Source organism: Paenibacillus sp. CAA11 (assembly GCF_003060825.1).
Classification (GTDB): domain Bacteria; phylum Bacillota; class Bacilli; order Paenibacillales; family Paenibacillaceae; genus Fontibacillus.
Genome location: NZ_CP028922.1, coordinates 3187883 through 3209763, shown reverse-complemented (window position 1 = coordinate 3209763; position 21881 = coordinate 3187883). Strand labels below are relative to the sequence as shown.

The window sequence follows — 21881 nt, the reverse complement described above, 5'->3', positions numbered from 1 at the left end:
AGGGGGAAGACTATGCGTATTTTGCATACAGGAGATTGGCACTTGGGGCGGACGCTGGAAGGCCGCAGCCGTCTGCAGGAGCAGGAACAGTTTCTGGACGAGCTGGTGAAATTGGTCAGGGAGCAGCAGGTGGATCTTATTATGATGGCAGGGGACGTCTATGATAGCGTCAATCCGCCTGCAGCCGCCGAGAGCTTGTTCTATGAGGCTGCCGCCCGCTTGACAGAGGAAGGTAGGCATCTCGTTGCCATTGCGGGCAACCACGATCAGCCGGAGCGGGTGGCCGCAGTCCGGCCGCTTGTTACACAGAGCGGTATTCAGCTTGTAGGTCTGCCCACGAGCGAGGTGGTTCATGTAGAGGTGGCCCGTACCGGAGAGAGAGCGGTGATCGCAGCTCTTCCTTATCCTTCGGAGTCTCGTCTTAACGAGCTGCTAGCCGGTGATGGAGACGAGGGGGAACTGAGGCTGGCTTACAGTGCCCGTGTGGCCCAGCTGATGAAGGGGCTGGCACAGAGCTTTCGTGAAAATACAGTGAATTTGGCGATGAGTCATATCTATGTGCTTGGCGGAGTGGAATCTGACAGCGAACGACCGATCCAGGTTGGCGGCGCCTATACAGTGGATCCGTCATCCCTGGATATTGGAGCCCAATATACGGCTCTTGGACATCTTCACCGTCCGCAGGCTGTGAAGGGTGGGGGGCTGACCCGCTACAGCGGCTCTCCGCTAGCCTACAGCTTCTCTGAAGCCGGTCAAGCGAAATCGGTCATGATGCTGGATGTCTCTCCAGGGAAGGATCCGGTTATGGAAGAGATTCATCTTACCAGCGGCAAGCCTCTGGTAAGATGGAGCAGCCGGGGAGGGCTTGAGGAAGTCCGTCGCTGGTTGGATGAGGGGCGGGACGCCCGAGCGTTTATAGATCTTGAGATTTCGCTGACCGAAGCGATGTCTATGGCCGATATCCAGAGCCTTCGCAAAGCGCATGAGGGAATTGTTCACATTAGACCCATCTATCCTGGACTTCAGTCTGAGGATACGCAAGCTGACCGTTCACAGCTGCCAATCCATGAGCTGTTCAGGAAGTTCTATCAGCGGCAGAGCGGTGGTGCCGAACCGGAATCAGAGCTTGTTGATCTCTTCATGAGCCTGCTTGCCGATCATGAGGAAGAGACCACTTCCGAAGGAGGGGGGGACGAAAGATGAAGCCAATTCATTTGAAGCTGTCTGGACTGCAGAGCTACCGGGAAGCGCAGGAGATTGATTTCACGGAGCTATGCGAGACGGGGCTGTTCGGAATTTTTGGACCTACGGGAAGCGGCAAGTCCACGCTGCTGGATGCTATAACTCTATCCTTATACGGCAAGGTAGAACGTGCTTATGGCGGCACTCAAGGAATTATGAATCATTCTGAGGATTCTCTGTTTGTCTCGTTTACCTTTGAGCTTATGTCTGCCGCAGGAGTGGAGCGGTACCGGGTCGAGCGCCGATTCAAACGTACAGGGGATCACTCTGTTAGCAATACGATCAGCAGGTTTATTGCCGTTAAGCCGGAAGGGGAAGAGGTGCTTGCTGACAAGCTGGCCGAAGTTACCCGCTGTGTAGAAGATAAGATTGGGCTCAAGATGGATGACTTTACGAGGGCCGTTGTGCTGCCACAGGGGAAATTTGCGGAATTCCTGGCTTTGAAGGGCAGTGAAAGACGGCAGATGCTGCAGCGCTTGTTTCATCTGGAGAAATACGGTGATTTGCTGGGGCAGAAGCTTAGCCGGCGCGTGAAGGAAACAGAGGGACGGCTCAAGGAGCTGGCGGCTGAGCAGCAGGGCCTGGGCAGTGCCTCCGAAGAAGCGCTGCAGGCGGCGGAAGAGCGAATGCAGGACGCTGTGAAGCAAGCCGCCGCCGCTCGTCTGGAGCTCCAGGCCGCCCAAACGGCGGCAGAGGAGCTCGGGCGCCTGCGCGAGCTCGTGCTGCAGCAGCGGCAGCTGGCGGCGGAAGAAGCGCAGCTGCAGCAGCGGAGCCCAGACATCGCTGCCGAGGAGTCCCGCCTGAAGCAGGCGATGGCTGCCGAGGCGATGCGCCCGGCCCTTACCGCCTGGAAGGCGGCCGCCCAGGTTGCGGCTGAGCGGGAAGCCGCAGCGCAGCGTGCCGCCGCCGCCGCTGAAGCAAGCGCGGCTCAGGCGCAGCGTGCCGCTGACGCCGCCCTGCTTGCCGAAAGCGTGCTGACGGCTGAGGAGCCCGGGCTGCTGCGGCGGCTCGAACATCTGGAGCAGGCGAAGCAGCTCCAGGTGGAGCTTAAGGCGCTGCAGCAGGAGCAGGCAGCGCATGCGGCCAGCCATGCCGGCGGCCAGAAGCGCCGGCAGGAACTCGCAGCGGAGGCCGCGAAGGAGGAGCAGCTCCTTGCCAAGGCGATGCACCGGCGCCAGGAGCTGGAGGCTAAGCTGAAGAGCTGCGAGGTGAAGGCGGCGGATCGCCGCCGCCTTCAGGATGCTGTGGCGCGTAAGGATGCGCTCACAGCTCAGGAGCAGCAGCTTCAGCTGGCGCTTAAGGAAGAGCAGGCGCAGCAGGAGCGAAGCCTGAGCAGTCATGCTCTGGCGGAGAAGCTTTCAAGGCAGGAAGCCGAACTCGCATCAAGCCAGCAGCACATGCTGGATACGGCTTTGACGGCAGGAATGAGGCTGAGGCAACTGGACGCCGATTTGCTGCAGCTTCTTGAACAATTGGAGCTCAAGGAAGCAGGGCTTAGGGAGCAAATGGCGGCCAGTGAGCGCCATATCTGGTCTGTGAAGCTTGCGGAGCAGCTGCAGACGGGTGAAGCCTGTCCTGTCTGCGGATCGGTACACCATCCTGCCCCGGCAGCAAGCCTGCCGCATGAAGCGGGGCTTGCGGACACAGAGCTAGGCCAGCTTAACAACCTGCTGCCAGAGCTTCGGGAGCTGCGCTATGAGGCAGCAAGAGGTGCAGAGGCTGTTCGCGGTCTTGCCGAAGCGCTGGGTAAGAATGCTGATCTGGAAGCCGTGTCAAGTGAAGCCGAGGCTGCTGCGGCGCAGGAGAGACATCTGCCTATAGCTGGCGATGCGCCTCTTGCGATTGCTGAAGCTCGGGGACGCGTCACCGGCATCCAGCAGGCGCTTAAGGTCAGCGGGACGGCTCTTGCTCAGCTTCAGCGTGAAGTGAAGCAGTACCAAGACCGCCGGGATGCATGGCGGCAGGAATCTGCGGCAGCTGCGGCAGAGCGGCGCAGTGTGAGTCAGCAAAGCGAGCTGATGACTCGCAAACGCGAAGCGGTTCAGCAGGAATATGAGGCCAAAATACAGGAGTGGGAAGAGCTATTTCCCAACCTTAGCTTGGAGGCAGCAGCTCTGGAGTTTGAGAAGCTGCATGCTATGGATACCGAAGCGGAAGATGTGCGCAGCCGGCTTGAGCTCAGCGTCCCGTTCATTGAGGAGAAGAATGCGAAGCTGCGCTCTCTCCAAGAGGAAATGGCAGAGCTGGACCGGGAGCTGGTCCAATGGGCGACAAGGCTTGAAGGTGGGGACAAGCTGCTGCAGGAGAAGCTGCAGCGGCTTGAGACGATTACCTCCGGCCGTTCGGCGGAACAGCTATTTGCCGAAGCGAGTGACAAGCTGGATGCTCTGCGGAAGGAAGCCAAAGGGACTCGCGATCGACAAAGAGAAGCTGATACGGCGAGACAAGAGACGATGCAGGCGGCCCTTCTGGCTCGTCAGGCAGCTCATACGGCTGCAGAACAAACGGAGCAGCTGCTGGAGCGATGGCAGGCTGAGCTTGAACAGTCGCCCTTCACGAGCGAAGAGGATGCGTCAGCCGCCCTTCTGGAGAAGGGAGTTATGGAAGCGATGGAGCTGCGGATTGGGCAGCACCGGGATGCGGAACAAGAGCTCCGGATTCGGCTTCGGGAAATCACCGCCCGCCTGGAGGGAAGAACTGTTTCCGAAGAAGAGTGGTCTCTTATTCAGCAGCAGCTTCAGGTATGCAAGCTAAGAGATGAGGTAGCCCTGGAAGGGAAGGCTAAGGCGGAAAGAGACTGGGAGGATATCAAGGTTCGACACCTTCGCTGGAAGGAGCTAGAGACTGTTCGGGCGGAGCTGGACCATCAATCCGGCCTCCTTGCTAAGCTGCAGAGCAGCCTGCGCGGGAATGCCTTCGTGGAGTATGTAGCTGAAGAGCAGTTAATGAGCGTAAGTCATGCGGCTTCTCAGCGTCTGCGCTCCCTGACCAAACAGAGATACTCGCTGGAGACCGATTCCGGCGGAGGATTTGTGATCTGTGATGATGCCAATGGGGGCATTAAGCGTCCGGTCTCCACGCTTTCGGGTGGAGAGACGTTCTTGACCTCTTTGGCGCTGGCGCTGGCGCTTTCGGCTCAGATTCAGCTGCGGGGTCAGTATCCGCTTCAGTTCTTCTTTTTGGACGAGGGCTTTGGCACACTTGATCCCGATCTGCTTGATACGGTGATCACTTCTCTGGAGCATTTGCATCATGATCATTTGGCAGTAGGCGTGATCAGCCATGTGGCTGAGCTGCGTGCGCGCCTTCCGCGAAAGCTGGTTGTTATTCCGGCAGAGAGCGCTGGACAAGGCTCGCGAGTTGAATTGGAAAAATTGTAAAAGATTCCATGGGAGTGAACTAGATCACAGATACAGGTTCACCTCCCTGTTATAATACAGTTAAGCCGACATGATATGAAGAAGTACCCCGACGGACGTATGGGTAAGAAATTTCAAGTTTCACACCAATACGTCCGTGCGATGTGACCCCCGGTCTTCGGGGGAAGCAGGGTGCTTCTTTTTTTTGTCTATTTTAGGTATCATAGAACTTGTACCGGCGCTGACATAGGCGCCGCGAGTTCGGATGATAACACTGAAGGAGGCTACAAGGAATATGGATTGTTTGTTCTGTAAGATTGCTGAAGGTACAATTCCTTCCAATAAAGTTTATGAAGATGAGAAGTTTCTCGTATTTCATGATATTCAGCCGGCAGCACCTACACATGTGCTGATCATTCCGAAGAAGCATATTGCTACGATGAATGATGCTGAGGGGGCGGATTTTGAACTGATTGGCGAGCTGCACAAGGTTGCACAGGAGGCTGCTAAGAAACTGGGCATTGCCGAGACGGGCTACCGTCTGATTAACAACTGCGGGCCGGATGGCGAGCAGAGTGTGTATCATATCCACTACCATCTGCTTGGGGGAGCAAGGCTGGGTGCGCTTACAGGAATCTCTAGTTCCCACGCTTAGGGGGTTGGATAATTCCTCTAGCCTGTATGCTGTATAAAAAAAGAAAGTGCATCAGGTTGACACCCCGTTTCCTTATCGCCTATAATGAAGTTTGATGATCCGTGTTATGCTCTTGGACGGTCTGGTCGGAGGGAGGGAAAACTGGTGTCTGAAACTAAAGTTCGCAAAAACGAGACAATTGATGCTGCGCTTCGTCGCTTTAAGCGTTCCATCGCAAAGGATGGTGTCTTGGCTGAGGTCAAGAAACGCAAGCATTATGAGAAGCCAAGCGTAAAGCGCAAGAAAAAGTCTGAGGCTGCTCGTAAGAGAAAGTTTTAGGAGGATTTGAACTACGATGAATCTTAGCGAGCGATTGAACGAAGATATGAAGCAGGCGATGAAGAGTCAAGACAAGTTCAAACTCTCCACTATTCGGATGGTTCGTGCTACGATTAAGAATCTTGAAATAGATCTGAAAAGAACTTTGAACGATGATGAAGTGCTTGATATCCTAAGTCGTGAGATCAAACAGCGCAAAGATGCCCTCCAAGAATTTACCAAAGCAGGTCGTGATGATCTTGCGGTTAATCTCAAGGGTGAGATTGACATTATTGCCCGGTACCTTCCCGAGCAGCTAACCGAAGAAGAAATTCAAGTGATTGTACAGCAGACCATCCAGGAAACCGGTGCTTCTTCGAAAGCTGATATGGGAAAAGTCATGAGCGCACTGATGCCCAAAGTAAAAGGTCGGGCTGATGGTAAGCTTGTGAACCAGGCAGTTCAGCAATTTCTGCAATAAATTACACGTAAAACACCCTCTTTTTAGAGGGTGTTTTTTCTATATCCGTAAATTATAGCTGTGGGGCTATAGAAGCTGCCACAGCTTTTTTAATGCTCTTTGAAGAATAGCTTCGCCTAAACACCCTCATATTTTTCCTGGCTGCTGCATAATTTTGTTACATAGGGAAGGAGGATTGCCTCGTATGAGCCGCATTGCCAGCAAACTTCGCAAATGGACTGTTGACGCGCTCGACCTGCCGGGGGATCTTGTCTTTGGGTTGCCTCGGCTCACGCTGATTGGCGGCAAACAGCTGCTCATCGAGAATCACAAGGGGGTTCTGCATTTTTCGGAGAACCGTTTAAGCCTGGCCCTGAGTGAAGGCGGCAGCCTAGACGTGATAGGCTCCGGGCTTGTGATCAAGACGATCCTGCCTGAAGAAGTGATGATAGAAGGGAACATAACAGAGATTAAGTATCATGGAAAAGAGGGGAAGCCATGAAAACACCAATCTTGAGCGCGCTCCGCGGAACTGTAACCATCAGCATCCGCGGGGGAGATTTGGAGCGGCTGCTCAATGATATGTCTTCGGCAGGTATTGAAATGTGGGAGGTAAGCCCACAGCCGGAGCGTAAAATGGTCATGAGTGTGAGGATAGCAGATTTTCTGCGGCTTCGTCCGCTGTTAAAGCAGACAGGCTGTCGGGTTCATATACTACGCAAAAGAGGGCTGCCGTTTACAGCTGCAAGACTGGCTCGCCGCAAGCTGTTTGCGGCGGGAACTCTTCTGTTTTTTGCGGCGTTATATCTGATGTCTTCTTTAGTATGGGATGTTGAAGTCAAAGGTAATGTCAGCATTCCCACAGAAGATATTATGAACGCAGCTAGAGAAGAGGGGCTTTACCCATTTCAGTGGAAATTTAAGCTTGAAGAGCAGGACAAGCTGTCCAAGAGTTTGACTATCCGGCTCCCCGGCACCTCATGGGTAGGAGTGACGGTGAACGGGACTAAAGCCACGATCGAAGTTGTAGAAGCTACACCGCCGAAGAAACAAGAACTTCTGGACCCGAGAAATTTGGTGAGTCGAGCTGATGCGGTAGTGTCTTATATTTATGCAGAACGGGGAACACCCCAAGTTTCCAAGAATGATCGGGTCAGAAAAGGCGAGGTTCTTATCTCTGGCATTCAAGGCAACCAGACGGTTGTGGCGAAGGGAGAGGTTAGAGGTGCGGTCTGGCATGAATATAAAATTGAAGCCCCTTTAGTTGTTAAGCAAAAGGTGTTCACCGGACAAAGAAAACAGAGAGGATATTTGTATTTTGGGGAGACCGCGGTTCAGATTTCGGGTTACGGCAAATCAGGGTTCGATCAGTCGGAGTCTCTCAGCACATCAAGCCCGCTGTCCTGGAGGAGCTGGAAACTGCCGATCGGTTGGAGGAGTGAGACAGAAATGGAGACGACGGTTCTGGAAATTCCGCAGACTGAGGAAGAGGCCAAGGCACGCGGTCTTGAACAGGCAAAGCGGGACATTATTGCGAAATACGGACCCGATGCAAAGGTGCTGGAGCAAAAAATTTTGCATGAGAACACAGAGAATGGTAAAGTTTATATGAAAGTACTGTTTGAAGTAGATCAGAATATTGTACAAGAGGTTCCAATCGTACAAAATCAAGGAGAATGAGGCTATTTGACAGAACAAAAGGCGATTATCAAAATACCGCTGCAGAGTGCTGCGGAAGGACAAGCATTGTTTGGTCCACAGGATGTTTTCTTGAAGCTGGTAGAACAGCGGATTGAAGTGCAGGTCGTGTCCCGGGAATCTGAAATTACCGTTCGGGGCGGTGAACGCGAAACTCAGATGGTAGGGCAGCTGTTTGAGGTGCTGCTCGAGCTTATTCGCAACGGCTATATTTTGACAGAGCGGGATGTGCTATACGCCATAGACCTGGCTCTGGAGCTGCGCGCTGATCAACTGCTTGATTTATATAAAGGGGAAATTGCTGTCACCTTCCGCGGAAAACCGATTCGTGTGAAGACTATTGGACAGAAGCATTATGTAACAACAATTAAGAAGCGGGATATCGTATTCGGCGTGGGGCCTGCTGGAACAGGGAAAACCTATTTGGCCGTCGTGCTGGCGATAGCAGCCCTGAAGGAGGGTTCCGTTAAGCGGATTATCCTAACCCGTCCTGCGGTGGAGGCGGGAGAGAGCCTGGGCTTCCTTCCTGGTGATCTGCAGGAGAAGGTTGATCCGTATCTCCGGCCGCTTTATGATGCGCTGTATGACGTTATGGGACCAGATCAGGTTGGCAAAGCATTAGAAAGAGGCCTGATTGAGATTGCCCCTCTAGCATACATGCGCGGGCGTACTTTAGACGATTCTTTTATTATTTTGGACGAAGCTCAGAACACCACGCCGGAACAAATGAAAATGTTCTTGACGCGCCTTGGGTTCGGCTCGAAAATGGTTATAACCGGAGATGTGACCCAAATTGACCTTCCAAGAGGCAAGAAATCCGGGCTAATTGAAGCAAAGACGATACTGCAAAATATCGAAGAAATCGGATTTGTGCACTTTACGGAATCGGATGTAGTTCGTCATTCCTTAGTACAGAAGATTATAGTAGCTTATGAAGAAGCTGCGGATCAAAATTAGAGTCATGAGATGATGAGCCATGGATTGCAGTAGCGGGCAGTTAGCAATAACTGTGATCCAGGTTTCATCAAATAGAAGAAAGATTAGCTGTATATGCAACGCGGAGTACCGCAGCTATCGGATTGAAGGCTCTAACGGGGAATGATGGGGGTCAAATTTCAAAAGGATAGAGAGGGCTGCTTCATGACCTCGAAAGAAACATCAAACAATTCAAGCGTTCAGAACAAAATAGCGGGATGGAGAAATAGCGTGTGGGCACGCTATTGTTTGTTTCTGCTGATTATTGTGCTTCTGTATGTTAGCTTGGCGCCTAAGCTATTGCCTGAGCGTTATAATATTTCGGTGGGATCGCCGAGTGAGAAGGAAATACTGGCGCCGATGCAGATTCCAAACACGAAAGCGACGCTCAAAGCGCAGGAAGAAGCGGCAGAGAACGTGCGGCCCATTTATACAAGGGTGTCCTCAATCCGGAATGAAGCCATCATTACGCAGATGCTGGATCAAATCTTGCGCATAAATCAGGACGATGAGGTTTCTAGAAACGATAAAATATCCATTTATCGTCAGGACTTGCCGCAAATATTCCAATCGCATGTCCAGAATTTTATTATGTCCAGCCGAAACAACGGCAATTATTCTTCTGCACTGCTTGACGAAATCAGGCAGCGGATCAATGAACAAGCCTATCATATTTCCGAGGAGACTTTTGTGAAGATTCCTCAGCTAACGGCAGAGGATATCACGGAGATGAAGCCTGTGGCATCCGATATTGTTACGCGCTTAATGTATGATCCCATTACGGAAGCTCAGACGGCAAGAGCTAAGGTTGCCGAACAGGTAAGCTCCAGCTCCTTAAGCAAGCGGATTCCTCGGGAGATCGTGCAGGAGCTTGCTCGCTATGTGATTACTGCGAATAAGTTCTACGATGAGGAAGCTACCAAGGAAGCTAAGGTTAAGGCGCGGGAGAATACTGGAACGGTATATATTAAACAAGGCGATGTTCTAGTGCCTAAAGGTCAAATTATTACCGAGGAAATGTATACGCTTCTGAAGGAGAACGGCCTCCTAAAAAATGAGGTGAATTATTGGCCTCAGGTAGGGCTTGCTGTATTAGCAATTCTGATTGCTTTAGGCATTTATATGTTTATTCGTCAAGCGGAAGGGGCCGCACATTTTAAATATAATAATGTTCAGCTGTTGATGCTCGTGCTGATTATTCTAATCACCATTCTGTCCATGTACGTGGTCAGCATTCTTCAGAATGAACAGCGGCCATATGTAGGCTATCTCGCACCTATTGCCATAGGCTCGATGCTGATTACACTCTTGCTCGATATGCAGCTGGCATATATCTGCTCGATGGTTTTTGCAATATTAGCCAGTGTGATCTTGAACGAGCGACAGGGACAAATTTTTGACTTTTACTTTGGGTTCTTTACTGTGGTCATTTCTTTTGTCTCCATCTTTGCCATTCATCGGGCAAGTCAGCGTTCGTCCATTCTTAAGTCAGGCATTATGGTGTCCATATTTGGTTCGCTGTCCGTCATGGTGCTTGTTCTGATCGACAGTGCGGGATGGACCCAACAGAGTACACTGTATGCTCTAGGATTTGCTTTTGCCGGAGGGCTGCTTACTACCATCATGGTGATTGGGCTAATGCCGTTCTTCGAAGTCAGCTTCGGCATATTGTCGGCCCTCAAGCTGGTTGAGCTCTCTAATCCGAACCATCCGCTTCTGCGCAAACTGCTTACGGAGACGCCGGGAACTTATCACCACAGTGTCATGGTGGGGAATCTGTCTGAAGCAGCAGCCGAAGCGATTGGGGCAAATGGGTTACTATGCCGGGTGGGTTCCTACTATCATGATATCGGGAAGACCAAACGGCCGAGTTATTTTATTGAGAATCAGAACAATATGGAGAATCCGCATGATTTTATAGATCCTAAGCTCAGCAAATCAATCATTATTGCCCATGCCAGGGATGGGGTGGAGATGCAAAAGGATTATAAGCTTCCCAAACCTATACGGGATATTGCAGAACAACATCATGGAACAACCTTTCTCCATTTTTTCTATCATAAGGCTCTGAAGCTGGCTGAAGAGCAGGGCGTCGAGCCTGACTTTACCGAGGCTGACTTCCGCTATCCCGGGCCGAAGGCACAATCCAAGGAAGCAGCTGTTGTCGGTATTGCTGACAGTGTGGAAGCCGCAGTACGCTCACTGCGCAAGCCTACCGTAGAGCAGGTAGAGACCATGATTGAGAAGATTATCAAGAGCCGTCTTGATGATCATCAATTTAACGAGTGTGATCTTACCATGCGCGAGCTTGATATTATCGGGCAGACGCTCAAGGAAACCGTCATGGGCATATTCCATTCCCGGATTGAATATCCGGAAGAGCCGAAGAAGCCCAAAATAGAAGAACAGAAGAGTGAGGGGCGTGAACAGCCATGAGTTTGAGTCTGGCTTGGAGCAATGATCAGGAACAGTTTGAAATTAGCCAGGAGTTGATCGATATCTTGGATACTCTTCTGCAGAAAGCAGGGGAGGCCGAGGGGGTTGCTGACGGCGAAGTGGCTCTTACCTTTGTTGATGATGCACAAATTCATGAGCTGAACCGTGATTATCGCGGAATTGATCGGCCAACGGATGTACTGTCTTTTGCGATGAATGAGTCGCTGGATGAGGAGCTGGAAATCGTCTATGAGCTTGAGGAAGGCGAAGAGACTGAGGAGCTTCCGGTGGTTCTTGGGGACATTATTATCTCCGTTGAGCGGGCGAAGGCACAAAGTGAAGAATACGGTCATTCTCTGGATCGGGAGATAGGATTTCTCTTCGTGCACGGGTTCCTTCATTTGCTTGGGTATGATCATCAGGATGCAGAAAGTGAAGCGGAAATGATGGGCAAGCAGGAAGCGGTCCTTGCTCAAGTGGGACTTGTGCGCTGATGGAGCGGCGTCCTGCGGAGAGATTCACCTTCCGCTATGCAGCATCTGGCATATGGTATGGAATTAGGACGCAGCGGAACCTACGAATCCATCTTGTTGCTGCCGTTTTGGCTATAGGCGCGGCGGCCTTCTTCCAGCTATCTGCCGTGAAGTGGGCTGTTCTGCTCTTGATGATCTGTCTGGTCATTTCACTTGAACTGGTGAACACTGCCCTTGAGTCGGTGGTTGATCTGGTGACTTCAGATTGGAAGCAGCTTGCAAAGGCGGCCAAGGACACGGCGGCGGGAGCGGTTCTGGTCGCGGCAATTTTTGCCGTATTGATCGGAGCCGTTTTATTTTATGAGCCTGTTCTAAGCAAGCTTGGTTTGGGATAAGCGATTATTTGACATTAGTCTAAAACCTTGCGTTTCATTACATCAAAAGAGGTGTATTTAAATGAATCATTCGGATTTGATGCAGGAAGCCGTGAAAGCACGCGCTACAGCTTATGTTCCTTATTCCAACTTTGCTGTAGGTGCAGCCTTACTGGATGACCAGGGTTCCGTTCATCATGGATGTAATGTGGAGAACGCCGCATATGGTCCAACCAATTGTGCTGAACGTACAGCGGTTTTTCGGGCGATTGCAGATGGAAGACGCCCCGGAAATTTCAAAGCGCTGGCTGTTGTAGGGGATACAGACGAGCCTATCGTTCCGTGCGGTGTATGCCGCCAAGTATTAATTGAGCTCTGCGGGCCGGATATGCCGGTGATTCTCGGCAATATGAAAGGGAACTTGCGGGAGACCACGCTCGGAGAGCTGCTACCGCATGCATTTGTTCCTGTACATCTTGATGAGGCCAAGAAGCAATACTAAGCAGGCAGCGTAATTTAAGGAATTTTATTGGATAGGAGATACCCATTCATGTCTAACCACAAGTTTAAATCCGGATTTGTAGCCATCATCGGCCGGCCTAACGTAGGTAAATCCACATTGATGAATCATGTGATCGGCCAGAAAATTGCCATCATGTCCGACAAGCCGCAAACGACGCGGAATAAAATACACGGAGTATATACTTCAGACGAGCTTCAGATCGTCTTTTTGGACACACCAGGAATTCACAAAAGGACATCCAAGCTGGGTGACTTCATGAATCAGACCGCGCTGAATGCACTTGGGGAAGTGGAAGCCGTACTATTTCTAGCCGATGCTTCGGAAGGCTTTGGCGGAGGAGACCGCTTTATCATTCAGCGGCTGAAGGATCTACGAACGCCTGTGATCTTGGTACTGAATAAGATCGATAAGGTTCAACCGGAAGAATTGCTTCCACTGATTGAAGAGTACCGCAAATTGCACGATTTTGCTGAAATTGTACCGATTTCTGCTATGCTTGGCAACAATGTGAATACCCTGCTTGACCAGATTGGCAAGTATCTGCCTGAGGGACCTAAATATTATCCGGACGACCAGATTACGGACCACCCGGAGCAATTTGTATGTGCAGAGCTAATTCGGGAGAAAATTCTGCATTTGACGCGGGAAGAGGTTCCCCATTCCATTGCGGTGACGATAGAGGATATGAGAGTACAGGAGAATGGCGTAGTTCAGATTTCTGCGGTTATTTACGTAGAGCGCGATTCGCAAAAGGGAATTATCATTGGCAAGCAAGGCGCTCTGCTGAAAGAAATCGGCAAGCTGGCCCGCAAGGATATGGAGAATCTGTTAGGTTCTAAAATTTTCCTGGAGTTATGGGTTAAGGTAAAGAAGGATTGGCGCAATCAGGAACGGATTTTGAGAGACCTTGGTTTCCACAAGGATGTTTAATTTCAGGCGATTATACTGGGAGTTATTCCAACGCATAGATGTCGGCTTCGGGTACATCCTATTCTTGTAAATGGCAAGTGTCATTTCCGAAGAAAGGGTGAATACGAATGCGAGATTTTTCGTGGAAGTATTTTTCGATGACTGGAGATGTCGACGCATACTTGCTTTACAAAGAGGTCGGAGCGCGTCCAGAGGAAGAAGCCGACTTATCTGAAGAGCTGGTTCCCGAAGAAGCGGAGGGCTAAAAGCAATCATAGCGTACCCTCCCTTCGGACACCGGCCAGGGGAGAGTTCATGCTATACAGAGTTGAAGGAATTGTTATACGGAGCATGGATTATGGGGAAGGCAATAAGATTATCACACTTTGTACAGAAGAAAGCGGCAAAGTGGGAGTGCTCGTCCGGGGAGCCAAAAAGTCGAAAAGCCGTCATGCTGCGTTAACCCAGCCGTTTACTTACGGCCAATATGTTTTTTTTAGGAACACTGGATTAGGCACGCTGAATGCTGGAGAGATTATCGAATCACATCATGCTCTTCGTGAGGATTTAGTTTTAGCTGCCTATGCATCTTATGCCTGCGAGCTGCTGGACCGGATCTTGCAGGATGAAGAGGTCGGCTCATTTTGGTTCAGCCAGCTGAAAGCGTGCCTGGAAGCATTAGACGGAGGCAAAGACCCGCAGATTGTTATTCATTTATTCGAGATGAAGATGCTTCAGGCAGCGGGATATGGCCCAGAGCTTGAGGCTTGTGTCTCCTGCGGAAGCGGTGAGGAGACAGAATGGTTCAGCCCGCAGCTAGGCGGCATTCTATGCAGACGGTGTAAACATCACGATCCCGCCGCAATGAAACCATCCCAGACGGCCATGAAGCTGCTTAGACTGTTTGGTCGTCTGGACCTTAGGCGGCTTGGCAACGTTGAAGTCAAAGATGCAACCAAAACGGAGCTTAAAGCTATCATGCGGGCACTCATGGATGTGCAGCTAGGTATCCCGCTCAAATCCAGGAACTTCCTGGATCAGCTAGACAAATATCAAATTTGACGTAATTCAAAAAATCCCTTATGATAATGGATACTTCTCTTATGGAGAAATTCACGCGCAGTGAACGGGAAAGTAGCGAAAAGTACTAATTCCAAACCAGCGATCCGGGAATGGTGAGAGCCCGGCTAACGGAAGATTTCGTTAATATGGCGTCCCTGGAGCGCGTTATGAACGTAAAAAGTGGGCTCGTGAAGCGTTAGCGGGCTAAGTAGGGTGGAACCGCGGGATATAAGTTCTCGTCCCTACGTCTGCATTAGCAGGCGTAGAGATGGGGGCTTTTTTGCTGTCCAGATATGGTTGCAAGCAGATGTTAAATACTATTTGTTTAAGGAGAGGACGCTATGAGATCCCAGCTTGACGATACGGAGAAGGGGGCGGGACGATGAATCCGACGGTTCGTGCAAATCACCTTGCTTTGCCTGCCTTCATTGATGATGGCCTTACATTACTCGCAGATTTTGGAAGGCTGATTTGGTCTTAATATCGGCTAAAAGCGGGAGGATTTTAATGCCGGGCAGCGTATATAATAAACAAATATTTAATGTTACTTGACTAGGAGTGAATGGCATGCGAATTGTTGTGGATGGCGACTCCTGCCCGGTCAAGAAAGAGATTGTAGCCACGGCGAGCCTGTTCGAGATCGCGGTGCTTATGGTATCCTCCTTTGACCATTTGCTGCAAGGGGGAGAAGGGGTGGAGGTCGTCCGTGTGGATCGGAGCTCACAGAGTGCAGATCTGTATATTGCCAACACCCTGGTTAAAGGAGACATTCTAATCACACAGGATTATGGACTTGCAGCACTTGCGATTGCCAAGTCCTGTGCCGTGCTGTCTCCGCGAGGAGACAGCTATCATGAAGGCAATATTGATTATTTGCTTGACCGAAGGCATACTCAGGCGAAAGCAAGGAGAGCTGGACAGCATTCCAAGGGGCCAAAGCCCTTTACCGAGGAACATAGACAGGCTTTTCAACAAAAGTTGACAAAACTTTTACATGATTTGCAGGAGAATGTGTAAGAATAGCGAATTAATATCTACGTGTTAATAGAGATGAAGGTGGTTTAGATGAGTACCGGACGCGGCAATATCCCGGAAGAAGTCATCGAGGCGGTACTAAGGCAGCATGACATCGTTGATACGGTCAGCAAGCATGTTCATCTCACGAAGCAGGGGAAATATATGAAGGGCCTTTGCCCGTTTCATTCCGAGAAGACACCGTCCTTTACGGTGACTCCAGAACGACAGATCTTTCACTGCTATGGCTGCGGCATGGGTGGAAATGCCATCAAATTCAGGATGGAAATCGAAGGATTGACTTTCCCAGAGGCTGTCAGAACTATGGCGGAGGAAGCACATATTCCGTATGAAGACGGAGGAGGAGCAGCGTCAGCTCCACGGAATCCTGAACTAGATTCACTGCTGCAGGCCAACGAGTGGTCCGCCAAGCTGTACCATTTTCTGCTTAAGAATACCGAGCACGGCAAGCCGGCCATGGAATATTTAAAAGGGCGCGGCTTTACGGACAAAATGATCGATCAGTTTGAAGTGGGGTATGCTCCAGCCCGTTGGGATACGCTGGTCCAATTTCTGGAGAAGCGTTCTTTTGACCTGACGGCCATGGAGAGAGGTGGGCTTCTTGCTTCTAAGAATAACGGTACCGGCTTCGTAGACAGGTTTCGGGACAGAGTGATATTCCCCATTCATAATCGGACCGGGAAGACGATAGCCTTCGCGGGCCGGATTTTAGGTGAGGGGCAGCCCAAATATTTGAACTCGCCGGAGAGCAAGCTGTTCAGCAAGAGCCGAACCTTATATAACTTGCACCGGGCCAAGAACGAGATTCGCAAGACAGGCCAAGTCGTATTGTTTGAGGGCTATGGCGATGTAATCAGCGCTTGGGAAGCGGGCGTTCATAATGGGGTTGCGACCATGGGAACTGCCTTAACAGAAAGCCATGCAGCCATACTTAAGTCCCTAGCGGATGAGGTGATTGTCTGCTATGACGGGGACAGCGCAGGGCAGGCGGCAGCCATGAAGAGCATACCTATTCTCGAATCGGCAGGGTTTCAGGTAAGAATCTCCGTTCTGGGCGGAGAAGGGCTTGATCCGGATGAATTCATTCGGAAGCATGGCGGCGAGCGCTTCATACGGCAAGTTATAGAAGGCGCTGTTTCAGCAGTTAAATTTAAGCTTATATATCTGAAAAAAAACCATATACTTCTAGAAGATGCAGGCAAGGTTGCCTATATCAAAGAGGCCATGGAAGTCATTGCGCCTCTTACTTCCCCGACAGAACGGGAAATTTACTTGAAGGAATTATCCTCAGAGCTGCAGGTCTCCTTCGAAAGCTTGAAGCAGGAGTGCAATCAGTTTAGGCAGAACATGCAAAAAAAGCAAAGCGAAGGGGATAATAACTCCAAAAGGTGGAATAATGGTAGGCATAAAAATAGGCAAGCGGAAGCGCCTGTTCTATTGCCAGCTTATCATACAGCAGAACGGCGGCTCTTGTCCCTTATGCTTCAGGATGAAGAGGTAGCGCGTTATGTAAGCGAGCATCTTGGAGACAGCTTTAATATTGAGGAACACGCGGCAATCGCCGCCTATCTATATGCTTATTATGCGGAAGAGAAGGCCCCGGATGCCAGCCGCTTCATTTCCTCACTTCAGGATGAACGGCTGGAGAAGACCGTGAGTTCCATTGCGATGATGGACACGCCGCAGCAGTGGTCGACACAGGAGCTGGATGATTACATTCGCGAAATTCGCAAAGTCTCCCGTGTTAACAGCATTGACCGCAAGAAGGAAGAGATGATTGCGGCGGAGCGGGCCGGAGACTTTTTGCGTGCGGCACAAATTGCAAGTGAGATTATTGCCCTAGAGAGACAGTGAACGTTGGATGGTGCGGATGTTTCTAGGGAGGAGGGAGCGCCAAAGATGACGAATGATCAGCATACTGAACTAGAAACGGAAATGACGCTGGACCAAGCGAAGGAACAGCTTATTGAGAACGGTAAGAAGAGATCTTCTCTAACTTACAAGGAAATTATGGAAAAGCTCTCCCCTTTTGACCAGGATCCAGAACAAATGGATGAGTTCTTTGAACAATTAAGCGATCTCGGTATAGATGTTACCGGCGACAGTGATGAGGAACTATCCGTTCGGAAACGGGATGATCAAGAAGGCGGAGATCAGGACGATTTCAACTTTGATGACGATTTGTCCTTGCCGCCGGGAATCAAGATTAACGATCCGGTGCGGATGTACTTGAAGGAAATTGGCCGGGTTCCACTGCTCTCAGCGGATGATGAGGTGGAGCTTGCAAAACGGATTGGAAAAGGGGACGAAGAGGCCAAGCGTCGTCTGGCCGAGGCGAACCTGCGTCTTGTAGTCAGCATTGCCAAACGCTATGTTGGCCGAGGAATGCTGTTCTTGGATCTTATTCAGGAAGGCAACATGGGACTTATTAAAGCAGTGGAGAAGTTCGATTATTCCAAGGGCTTTAAGTTCAGTACCTACGCTACTTGGTGGATTCGCCAAGCCATTACCCGGGCGATTGCGGACCAAGCTAGAACGATTCGTATACCGGTACACATGGTTGAAACGATCAACAAGCTGATTCGGGTGTCCCGTCAGCTGCTTCAGGAGCTGGGCCGTGAGCCTGCACCGGAGGAAATAGCGGCCGAGATGGAACTTAGCGTTGAGAAGGTACGCGAGATTATGAAGATCGCTCAAGAACCTGTCTCCTTGGAGACGCCGATCGGGGAAGAGGATGATTCACACCTGGGTGACTTCATCGAGGACCAGGAGGCTATGGCTCCGGCAGATGCAGCGGCTTATGAGCTGCTTAAGGAGCAGCTGGAAGACGTACTTGATACGCTTACGGAACGCGAAGAGAATGTGCTTCGACTCCGCTTCGGCTTAGATGATGGTCGTACCCGAACATTGGAGGAAGTCGGCAAGGTATTCGGGGTGACACGTGAGCGGATTCGGCAGATCGAAGCGAAGGCACTGCGCAAGCTTCGCCATCCTAGCCGCAGCAAACGGCTGAAGGATTTTCTCGAATAGTGCTTGTTTCGGACCTTCTGCACCTTAGCAGCAAGGTCCTTTTTTTGAAATATGTATGGGAAGTGAGGCATGTTCGGTGAACCCTGAGAAAAAGGAAATCATCTTAACCGAAATTGACCATTGGAGGACAGGCCGCTTGCTGCCGGAACAGTACTGCGATTTTCTTGAGAATTTATACACCGATGAGCATGTGCAATCTTCCAAAAATGTGTTCTCTATCACTCAGATCCGGCAAGGTAATGTAAAGACATGGTTGCTTGGATTTGGAATTATTTCCTTAATATTCATTATTGGACTTTATTTTAGCTCTTTTCCATGGCCATTGCAAATGGCGATCTCTTTACTGTTAACATCAACCTGTTATACAGTAGCTGCCGTCTGGAGGCCCCGGCGCAAGCTTGCGGCATTAGTGATGTCCAGCATGGGAAGTTTTCTGCTTCTGGCTTCGGGCTCCTGGATATTATCGCTGCAAGGGTGGCACAGCGTGCCTGCTGTGGCCGCACTGCTTGGTATTTGCGCTGTGGCGTGGGGCGCGGCCGGATTCTTTTTGAATCTTGGCATTATTCATTTTTGCGGCTATGTTTGCGCTATGCTGCTATATGCATACCTGTTTGGCCATTTTCACCCGGAGGCTTCCTGGCTGCTGCTTCAGCTGCTCTGGTTGCCGATCAGCGTGGTGATGATCTGGCTAAGCTGGCTAACCCATCACCGGATCAAACGGCTCTCACCAGTTTACTTTGCCGTTGGTCTGACGGTATGGTTCATGTCTGAGGCGGATGCCTTTTTATTAAGACAGAATGTGTCGCAGGGATTTGTTCTGTTATGTCTGGTTAAATTAGCAATAGCTTTTGTTATGTTGTTTTTATTTAGAAAAAAATGGATTGCGTGGGTGGCATCATGAAACTATCTGTAAGACTGCAGGAAATCGAAAATCGACTGCCTGAAGGCTGTACCTTTGCCGATATCGGCTCTGATCATGCGCTGCTTCCGGTGTCTGCTGTACTCTGCGGCCGGGCAAAGAGCGCTGTTGCCGGAGAGGTGAATGATGGCCCTTATGAGTCTGCTAAACGTCAGGTTGCAGGCGCAGGGTTAGAGGGGAAGGTCGACGTGCGCAAGGGAGATGGCCTTGCCGTCATTGCTCCCGGTGAAGTGGAAGCAATCACCATTGCCGGCATGGGCGGAGCGCTTATGGCTCAAATTCTGGAGTCGGGGCTTTCCAAGCTTGAGGGGGTCAAGCGTCTCATCCTGCAGCCCAATGTTGGCGAAGAGATTGTGCGCCGCTGGCTGCTTGAGCACGATTGGTATTTGACGGACGAGCACATTCTTAAGGAAGACGGGAAAATTTATGAAATTTTGACGGCTGAGCGGCATAATGAGGCTGTGAAAGCGAACCAGAATCTATATCATGAGCGTACACTTTCCTCTGGACTTGTGCTGACCAAAGAATGGCTGCTGCTAATGGGACCTTATCTCCTGAACAAGCCAGGTGCTGTTTTTCATGAGAAGTGGGAGTCTGAAGGAGACAAGCTCAAGCGGATTCGCAAGCAAATGGCACAGTCAGAGCAGGACACAGCCCGTCAAAAGGAAGCAGAACTTACACTGCAAATCGACCAATTGAAGGAGGTTCTGTCATGTTTGCCAAAGGACAAACAGTAATTCAGTATATGGAGCAGCTGGCTCCTAAGCATATTGCTGAGGAATGGGATAAAATAGGCCTTCAATTAGGCACGCTTCAGAAGGAAATTAAGAATGTGCTGGTCACACTGGAAGTGACCCATCAGGTGGTGGATGAAGCGATCGCCCTGGGCGTTGATCTGATCATTGCTCACCATGCTATCATTTTCCGTCCAGTTACGTCGCTGACTACCGACACCCCGGCCGGAAGATTGTATGAGAAGCTGATTAAGCATGATATCGCCGTGTATATCAGCCATACCAACCTGGATATTACGGAAGGCGGTATGAACGACTGGATGGCCGAGGCTCTTGGTATTCACAGTACGGTCTCTGTAGATGATGTGCATATGGACAAATTGTTCAAGCTTGTTGTATTCGTACCCAAAGATCATCATAAAAAGGTGCTTGATGCCATTCTTGGAGCAGGTGCAGGTTGGATCGGGAATTACAGCCATTGCAGCTTCAATATTGAAGGGTTCGGGACATTTGTTCCCCGTGAAGGGACTCATCCCTACCTGGGGCAGGAAGGAAAGCTGGAGCAGGCGGAAGAGATTCGGGTCGAGACTATTGTTCCGAACAGCATCAGAAGCAAGGTCATTCAGGCTATGCTCAAGAATCATCCTTATGAAGAGGTAGCTTATGATTTATATCCGGTAGATCTGAAGGGACGAACGTTTGGCCTGGGCCGGGTTGGCAAGCTGGATGCGCCGGTTACGCTCGAGCAATTTGCAGACCGTGTTAAGGAGGGACTGGGTGTCCCTCATGTAACTATTGTGGGTGATCTTAACAAAGAGATTCGCAAGGCCGCTGTGCTGGGCGGTTCAGGTGGTAAATATTGGAGCAGGGCCAAATTCCGCGGTGCAGATGTTCTCGTTACAGGTGACGTGGACTATCACACGGCTCAGGAGGCCCTGGCTGCGGGCATGACGCTCATCGACCCTGGTCACCATGCCGAGAAAATCATGCGTGCCAAGGTGGCGGATTGGCTGAGTGCCAAGCTACAAGAGGGACGGTACGATACCCGGGTATATGCTTCACAGGTGGATACCAACCCATTTCAACTTCGCTAGGAGCTAAGCTCCTGGAAGGGGCTCCAGAAATCGTATAAAATTCCTTGATTTTTGGTCTTGTATAATGAATCGATTTTATATATACTAGCTAGTGTTGTTTGGAAGTTTGACAGACAATCGCCGGCGGCTTAGCAGCCGCGGGAGGAAAGTCCGGGCTCCATAGGGCAGGATGCTGGATAACGTCCAGTCGGCGCGAGCCGAAGGATAGTGCCACAGAAATGGACCGCCGATGGCCGCTTAGCGGCACAGGCAAGGATGGAACCGAGGTGTAAGAGACCCCGAGGAGCGTTGGTGACTTCGCTCCTGGTAAACCCCATCTGGAGCAAGACCTAATGGGACGCAGCTTCCCTTCGCGGGAGAGAGCAGCCTTAGCCCGAGGCGCGTCTGGGTTGGTCGCTGGAGCTGCTTAGCAATGAGCAGCCTAGATAGATGATTGTCACTTAAGGTGGGAGGGTAGTTCCCGTTATGACCACAACAAGTACAGAACCCGGCTTACGGAAAACTTCCATCACTGCAACACACTTCTTAACATAATTTAGAACAAAGCCCTGTCTGACAGCGATGAATCGCTTGTCTTACAGGGCTTTTTGCTTTTGTTATTGAATT

The 21881-nt window shown here is 50.7% G+C and carries 21 protein-coding genes and 1 other RNA gene; all 22 read left to right on the top strand.

Translation table 11 applies throughout. From position 1 onward, the window contains the following. Window positions 1-12 precede the first annotated feature (12 nt). Complete coding sequence (locus DCC85_RS15085; protein WP_108466338.1) at window positions 13-1203, top strand: exonuclease SbcCD subunit D; 1191 nt, start codon at window positions 13-15, stop codon at window positions 1201-1203. After that, on the top strand, window positions 1200-4622 hold the full coding sequence (locus tag DCC85_RS15080) for an AAA family ATPase (protein WP_108466337.1): 3423 nt from the start codon (window positions 1200-1202) through the stop codon (window positions 4620-4622). Before DCC85_RS15085 ends, DCC85_RS15080 begins: the two co-directional genes overlap by 4 nt. Window positions 4623-4896: 274 nt before the next feature. After that, a complete protein-coding gene (locus tag DCC85_RS15075) occupies window positions 4897-5256 on the top strand; it encodes a histidine triad nucleotide-binding protein (protein WP_108466336.1) in 360 nt (119 codons plus the stop codon). Window positions 5257-5400: 144 nt separating this feature from the next. Further along, window positions 5401-5574 carry a 30S ribosomal protein S21 gene (rpsU, locus tag DCC85_RS15070; RefSeq protein ID WP_005547957.1) on the top strand — a complete coding sequence of 58 codons (174 nt, stop codon included), beginning with the start codon at window positions 5401-5403 and terminating at the stop codon, window positions 5572-5574. Window positions 5575-5590: 16 nt separating this feature from the next. Continuing rightward, a complete protein-coding gene (locus DCC85_RS15065; protein ID WP_108466335.1) occupies window positions 5591-6034 on the top strand; it encodes a GatB/YqeY domain-containing protein in 444 nt (147 codons plus the stop codon). 184 nt (window positions 6035-6218) lie between these two features. Continuing rightward, complete coding sequence (gene yqfC, locus DCC85_RS15060; RefSeq protein ID WP_108466334.1) at window positions 6219-6515, top strand: sporulation protein YqfC; 297 nt, start codon at window positions 6219-6221, stop codon at window positions 6513-6515. Then, window positions 6512-7693: a sporulation protein YqfD gene (yqfD, locus tag DCC85_RS15055; protein WP_108466333.1), complete on the top strand. Its 1182-nt coding sequence runs from the start codon at window positions 6512-6514 to the stop codon at window positions 7691-7693. The genes yqfC and yqfD overlap by 4 nt, the downstream gene beginning before the upstream one ends. A 6-nt stretch (window positions 7694-7699) precedes the next feature. After that, the gene (locus DCC85_RS15050; RefSeq protein ID WP_108466332.1) at window positions 7700-8668 is read left to right on the top strand and encodes a PhoH family protein; all 969 of its coding nucleotides are present in this window, start codon (window positions 7700-7702) and stop codon (window positions 8666-8668) included. A 183-nt stretch (window positions 8669-8851) separates the two neighbouring features. After that, a complete protein-coding gene (locus DCC85_RS15045) occupies window positions 8852-11122 on the top strand; it encodes an HD family phosphohydrolase (protein ID WP_108467897.1) in 2271 nt (756 codons plus the stop codon). Beyond that, window positions 11119-11616, top strand: coding sequence for an rRNA maturation RNase YbeY (gene ybeY, locus DCC85_RS15040; RefSeq protein ID WP_108466331.1), 498 nt, complete (start codon window positions 11119-11121; stop codon window positions 11614-11616). Before DCC85_RS15045 ends, ybeY begins: the two co-directional genes overlap by 4 nt. Continuing rightward, on the top strand, window positions 11616-11990 hold the full coding sequence (locus tag DCC85_RS15035) for a diacylglycerol kinase family protein (RefSeq protein ID WP_108466330.1): 375 nt from the start codon (window positions 11616-11618) through the stop codon (window positions 11988-11990). Before ybeY ends, DCC85_RS15035 begins: the two co-directional genes overlap by 1 nt. A 61-nt stretch (window positions 11991-12051) precedes the next feature. Then, complete coding sequence (locus DCC85_RS15030; RefSeq protein WP_108466329.1) at window positions 12052-12471, top strand: cytidine deaminase; 420 nt, start codon at window positions 12052-12054, stop codon at window positions 12469-12471. Between the two features lie 48 nt (window positions 12472-12519). Then, entirely contained in the window at window positions 12520-13422 is a 903-nt protein-coding gene (gene era, locus DCC85_RS15025) for a GTPase Era (RefSeq protein ID WP_108466328.1), read from the top strand. Between the two features lie 107 nt (window positions 13423-13529). Then, on the top strand, window positions 13530-13667 hold the full coding sequence (locus DCC85_RS15020; protein WP_108466327.1) for a YqzL family protein: 138 nt from the start codon (window positions 13530-13532) through the stop codon (window positions 13665-13667). Between the two features lie 49 nt (window positions 13668-13716). Continuing rightward, on the top strand, window positions 13717-14463 hold the full coding sequence (recO, locus tag DCC85_RS15015) for a DNA repair protein RecO (protein ID WP_108466326.1): 747 nt from the start codon (window positions 13717-13719) through the stop codon (window positions 14461-14463). 567 nt (window positions 14464-15030) lie between these two features. Continuing rightward, window positions 15031-15480 (top strand): YaiI/YqxD family protein, encoded by a 450-nt coding sequence (locus DCC85_RS15010; protein WP_108466325.1) that lies wholly within the window; start codon window positions 15031-15033, stop codon window positions 15478-15480. A 48-nt stretch (window positions 15481-15528) separates the two neighbouring features. Further along, window positions 15529-17352: a DNA primase gene (gene dnaG / locus DCC85_RS15005; RefSeq protein ID WP_108466324.1), complete on the top strand. Its 1824-nt coding sequence runs from the start codon at window positions 15529-15531 to the stop codon at window positions 17350-17352. A 45-nt stretch (window positions 17353-17397) separates the two neighbouring features. Next, window positions 17398-18528 carry an RNA polymerase sigma factor RpoD gene (gene rpoD, locus DCC85_RS15000; protein WP_108466323.1) on the top strand — a complete coding sequence of 377 codons (1131 nt, stop codon included), beginning with the start codon at window positions 17398-17400 and terminating at the stop codon, window positions 18526-18528. Between the two features lie 76 nt (window positions 18529-18604). Beyond that, window positions 18605-19429 carry a hypothetical protein gene (locus DCC85_RS14995; protein ID WP_108466322.1) on the top strand — a complete coding sequence of 275 codons (825 nt, stop codon included), beginning with the start codon at window positions 18605-18607 and terminating at the stop codon, window positions 19427-19429. Next, the gene (locus DCC85_RS14990) at window positions 19426-20184 is read left to right on the top strand and encodes a tRNA (adenine(22)-N(1))-methyltransferase (RefSeq protein ID WP_108466321.1); all 759 of its coding nucleotides are present in this window, start codon (window positions 19426-19428) and stop codon (window positions 20182-20184) included. Before DCC85_RS14995 ends, DCC85_RS14990 begins: the two co-directional genes overlap by 4 nt. Continuing rightward, a complete protein-coding gene (locus tag DCC85_RS14985) occupies window positions 20160-21275 on the top strand; it encodes a Nif3-like dinuclear metal center hexameric protein (RefSeq protein WP_108466320.1) in 1116 nt (371 codons plus the stop codon). Before DCC85_RS14990 ends, DCC85_RS14985 begins: the two co-directional genes overlap by 25 nt. Window positions 21276-21376: 101 nt before the next feature. Continuing rightward, an RNA gene (rnpB, locus tag DCC85_RS14980) (RNase P RNA component class A) lies at window positions 21377-21785 on the top strand. Window positions 21786-21881 lie beyond the last annotated feature (96 nt).

Bases quoted from the DNA above. Each gene is read 5' to 3' on its own strand.
- DCC85_RS15085 (WP_108466338.1), top strand. From the start codon at position 13: ATGCGTATTTTGCATACAGGAGATTGGCACTTGGGGCGGACGCTGGAA.
- DCC85_RS15080 (WP_108466337.1), top strand. From the start codon at position 1,200: ATGAAGCCAATTCATTTGAAGCTGTCTGGACTGCAGAGCTACCGGGAA.
- DCC85_RS15075 (WP_108466336.1), top strand. From the start codon at position 4,897: ATGGATTGTTTGTTCTGTAAGATTGCTGAAGGTACAATTCCTTCCAAT.
- DCC85_RS15065 (WP_108466335.1), top strand. From the start codon at position 5,591: ATGAATCTTAGCGAGCGATTGAACGAAGATATGAAGCAGGCGATGAAG.
- yqfC (WP_108466334.1), top strand. From the start codon at position 6,219: ATGAGCCGCATTGCCAGCAAACTTCGCAAATGGACTGTTGACGCGCTC.
- yqfD (WP_108466333.1), top strand. From the start codon at position 6,512: ATGAAAACACCAATCTTGAGCGCGCTCCGCGGAACTGTAACCATCAGC.
- DCC85_RS15045 (WP_108467897.1), top strand. From the start codon at position 8,852: ATGACCTCGAAAGAAACATCAAACAATTCAAGCGTTCAGAACAAAATA.
- ybeY (WP_108466331.1), top strand. From the start codon at position 11,119: ATGAGTTTGAGTCTGGCTTGGAGCAATGATCAGGAACAGTTTGAAATT.
- DCC85_RS15035 (WP_108466330.1), top strand. From the start codon at position 11,616: ATGGAGCGGCGTCCTGCGGAGAGATTCACCTTCCGCTATGCAGCATCT.
- DCC85_RS15030 (WP_108466329.1), top strand. From the start codon at position 12,052: ATGAATCATTCGGATTTGATGCAGGAAGCCGTGAAAGCACGCGCTACA.
- era (WP_108466328.1), top strand. From the start codon at position 12,520: ATGTCTAACCACAAGTTTAAATCCGGATTTGTAGCCATCATCGGCCGG.
- DCC85_RS15020 (WP_108466327.1), top strand. From the start codon at position 13,530: ATGCGAGATTTTTCGTGGAAGTATTTTTCGATGACTGGAGATGTCGAC.
- recO (WP_108466326.1), top strand. From the start codon at position 13,717: ATGCTATACAGAGTTGAAGGAATTGTTATACGGAGCATGGATTATGGG.
- DCC85_RS15010 (WP_108466325.1), top strand. From the start codon at position 15,031: ATGCGAATTGTTGTGGATGGCGACTCCTGCCCGGTCAAGAAAGAGATT.
- dnaG (WP_108466324.1), top strand. From the start codon at position 15,529: ATGAGTACCGGACGCGGCAATATCCCGGAAGAAGTCATCGAGGCGGTA.
- rpoD (WP_108466323.1), top strand. From the start codon at position 17,398: ATGACGAATGATCAGCATACTGAACTAGAAACGGAAATGACGCTGGAC.
- DCC85_RS14990 (WP_108466321.1), top strand. From the start codon at position 19,426: ATGAAACTATCTGTAAGACTGCAGGAAATCGAAAATCGACTGCCTGAA.
- DCC85_RS14985 (WP_108466320.1), top strand. From the start codon at position 20,160: ATGTTTGCCAAAGGACAAACAGTAATTCAGTATATGGAGCAGCTGGCT.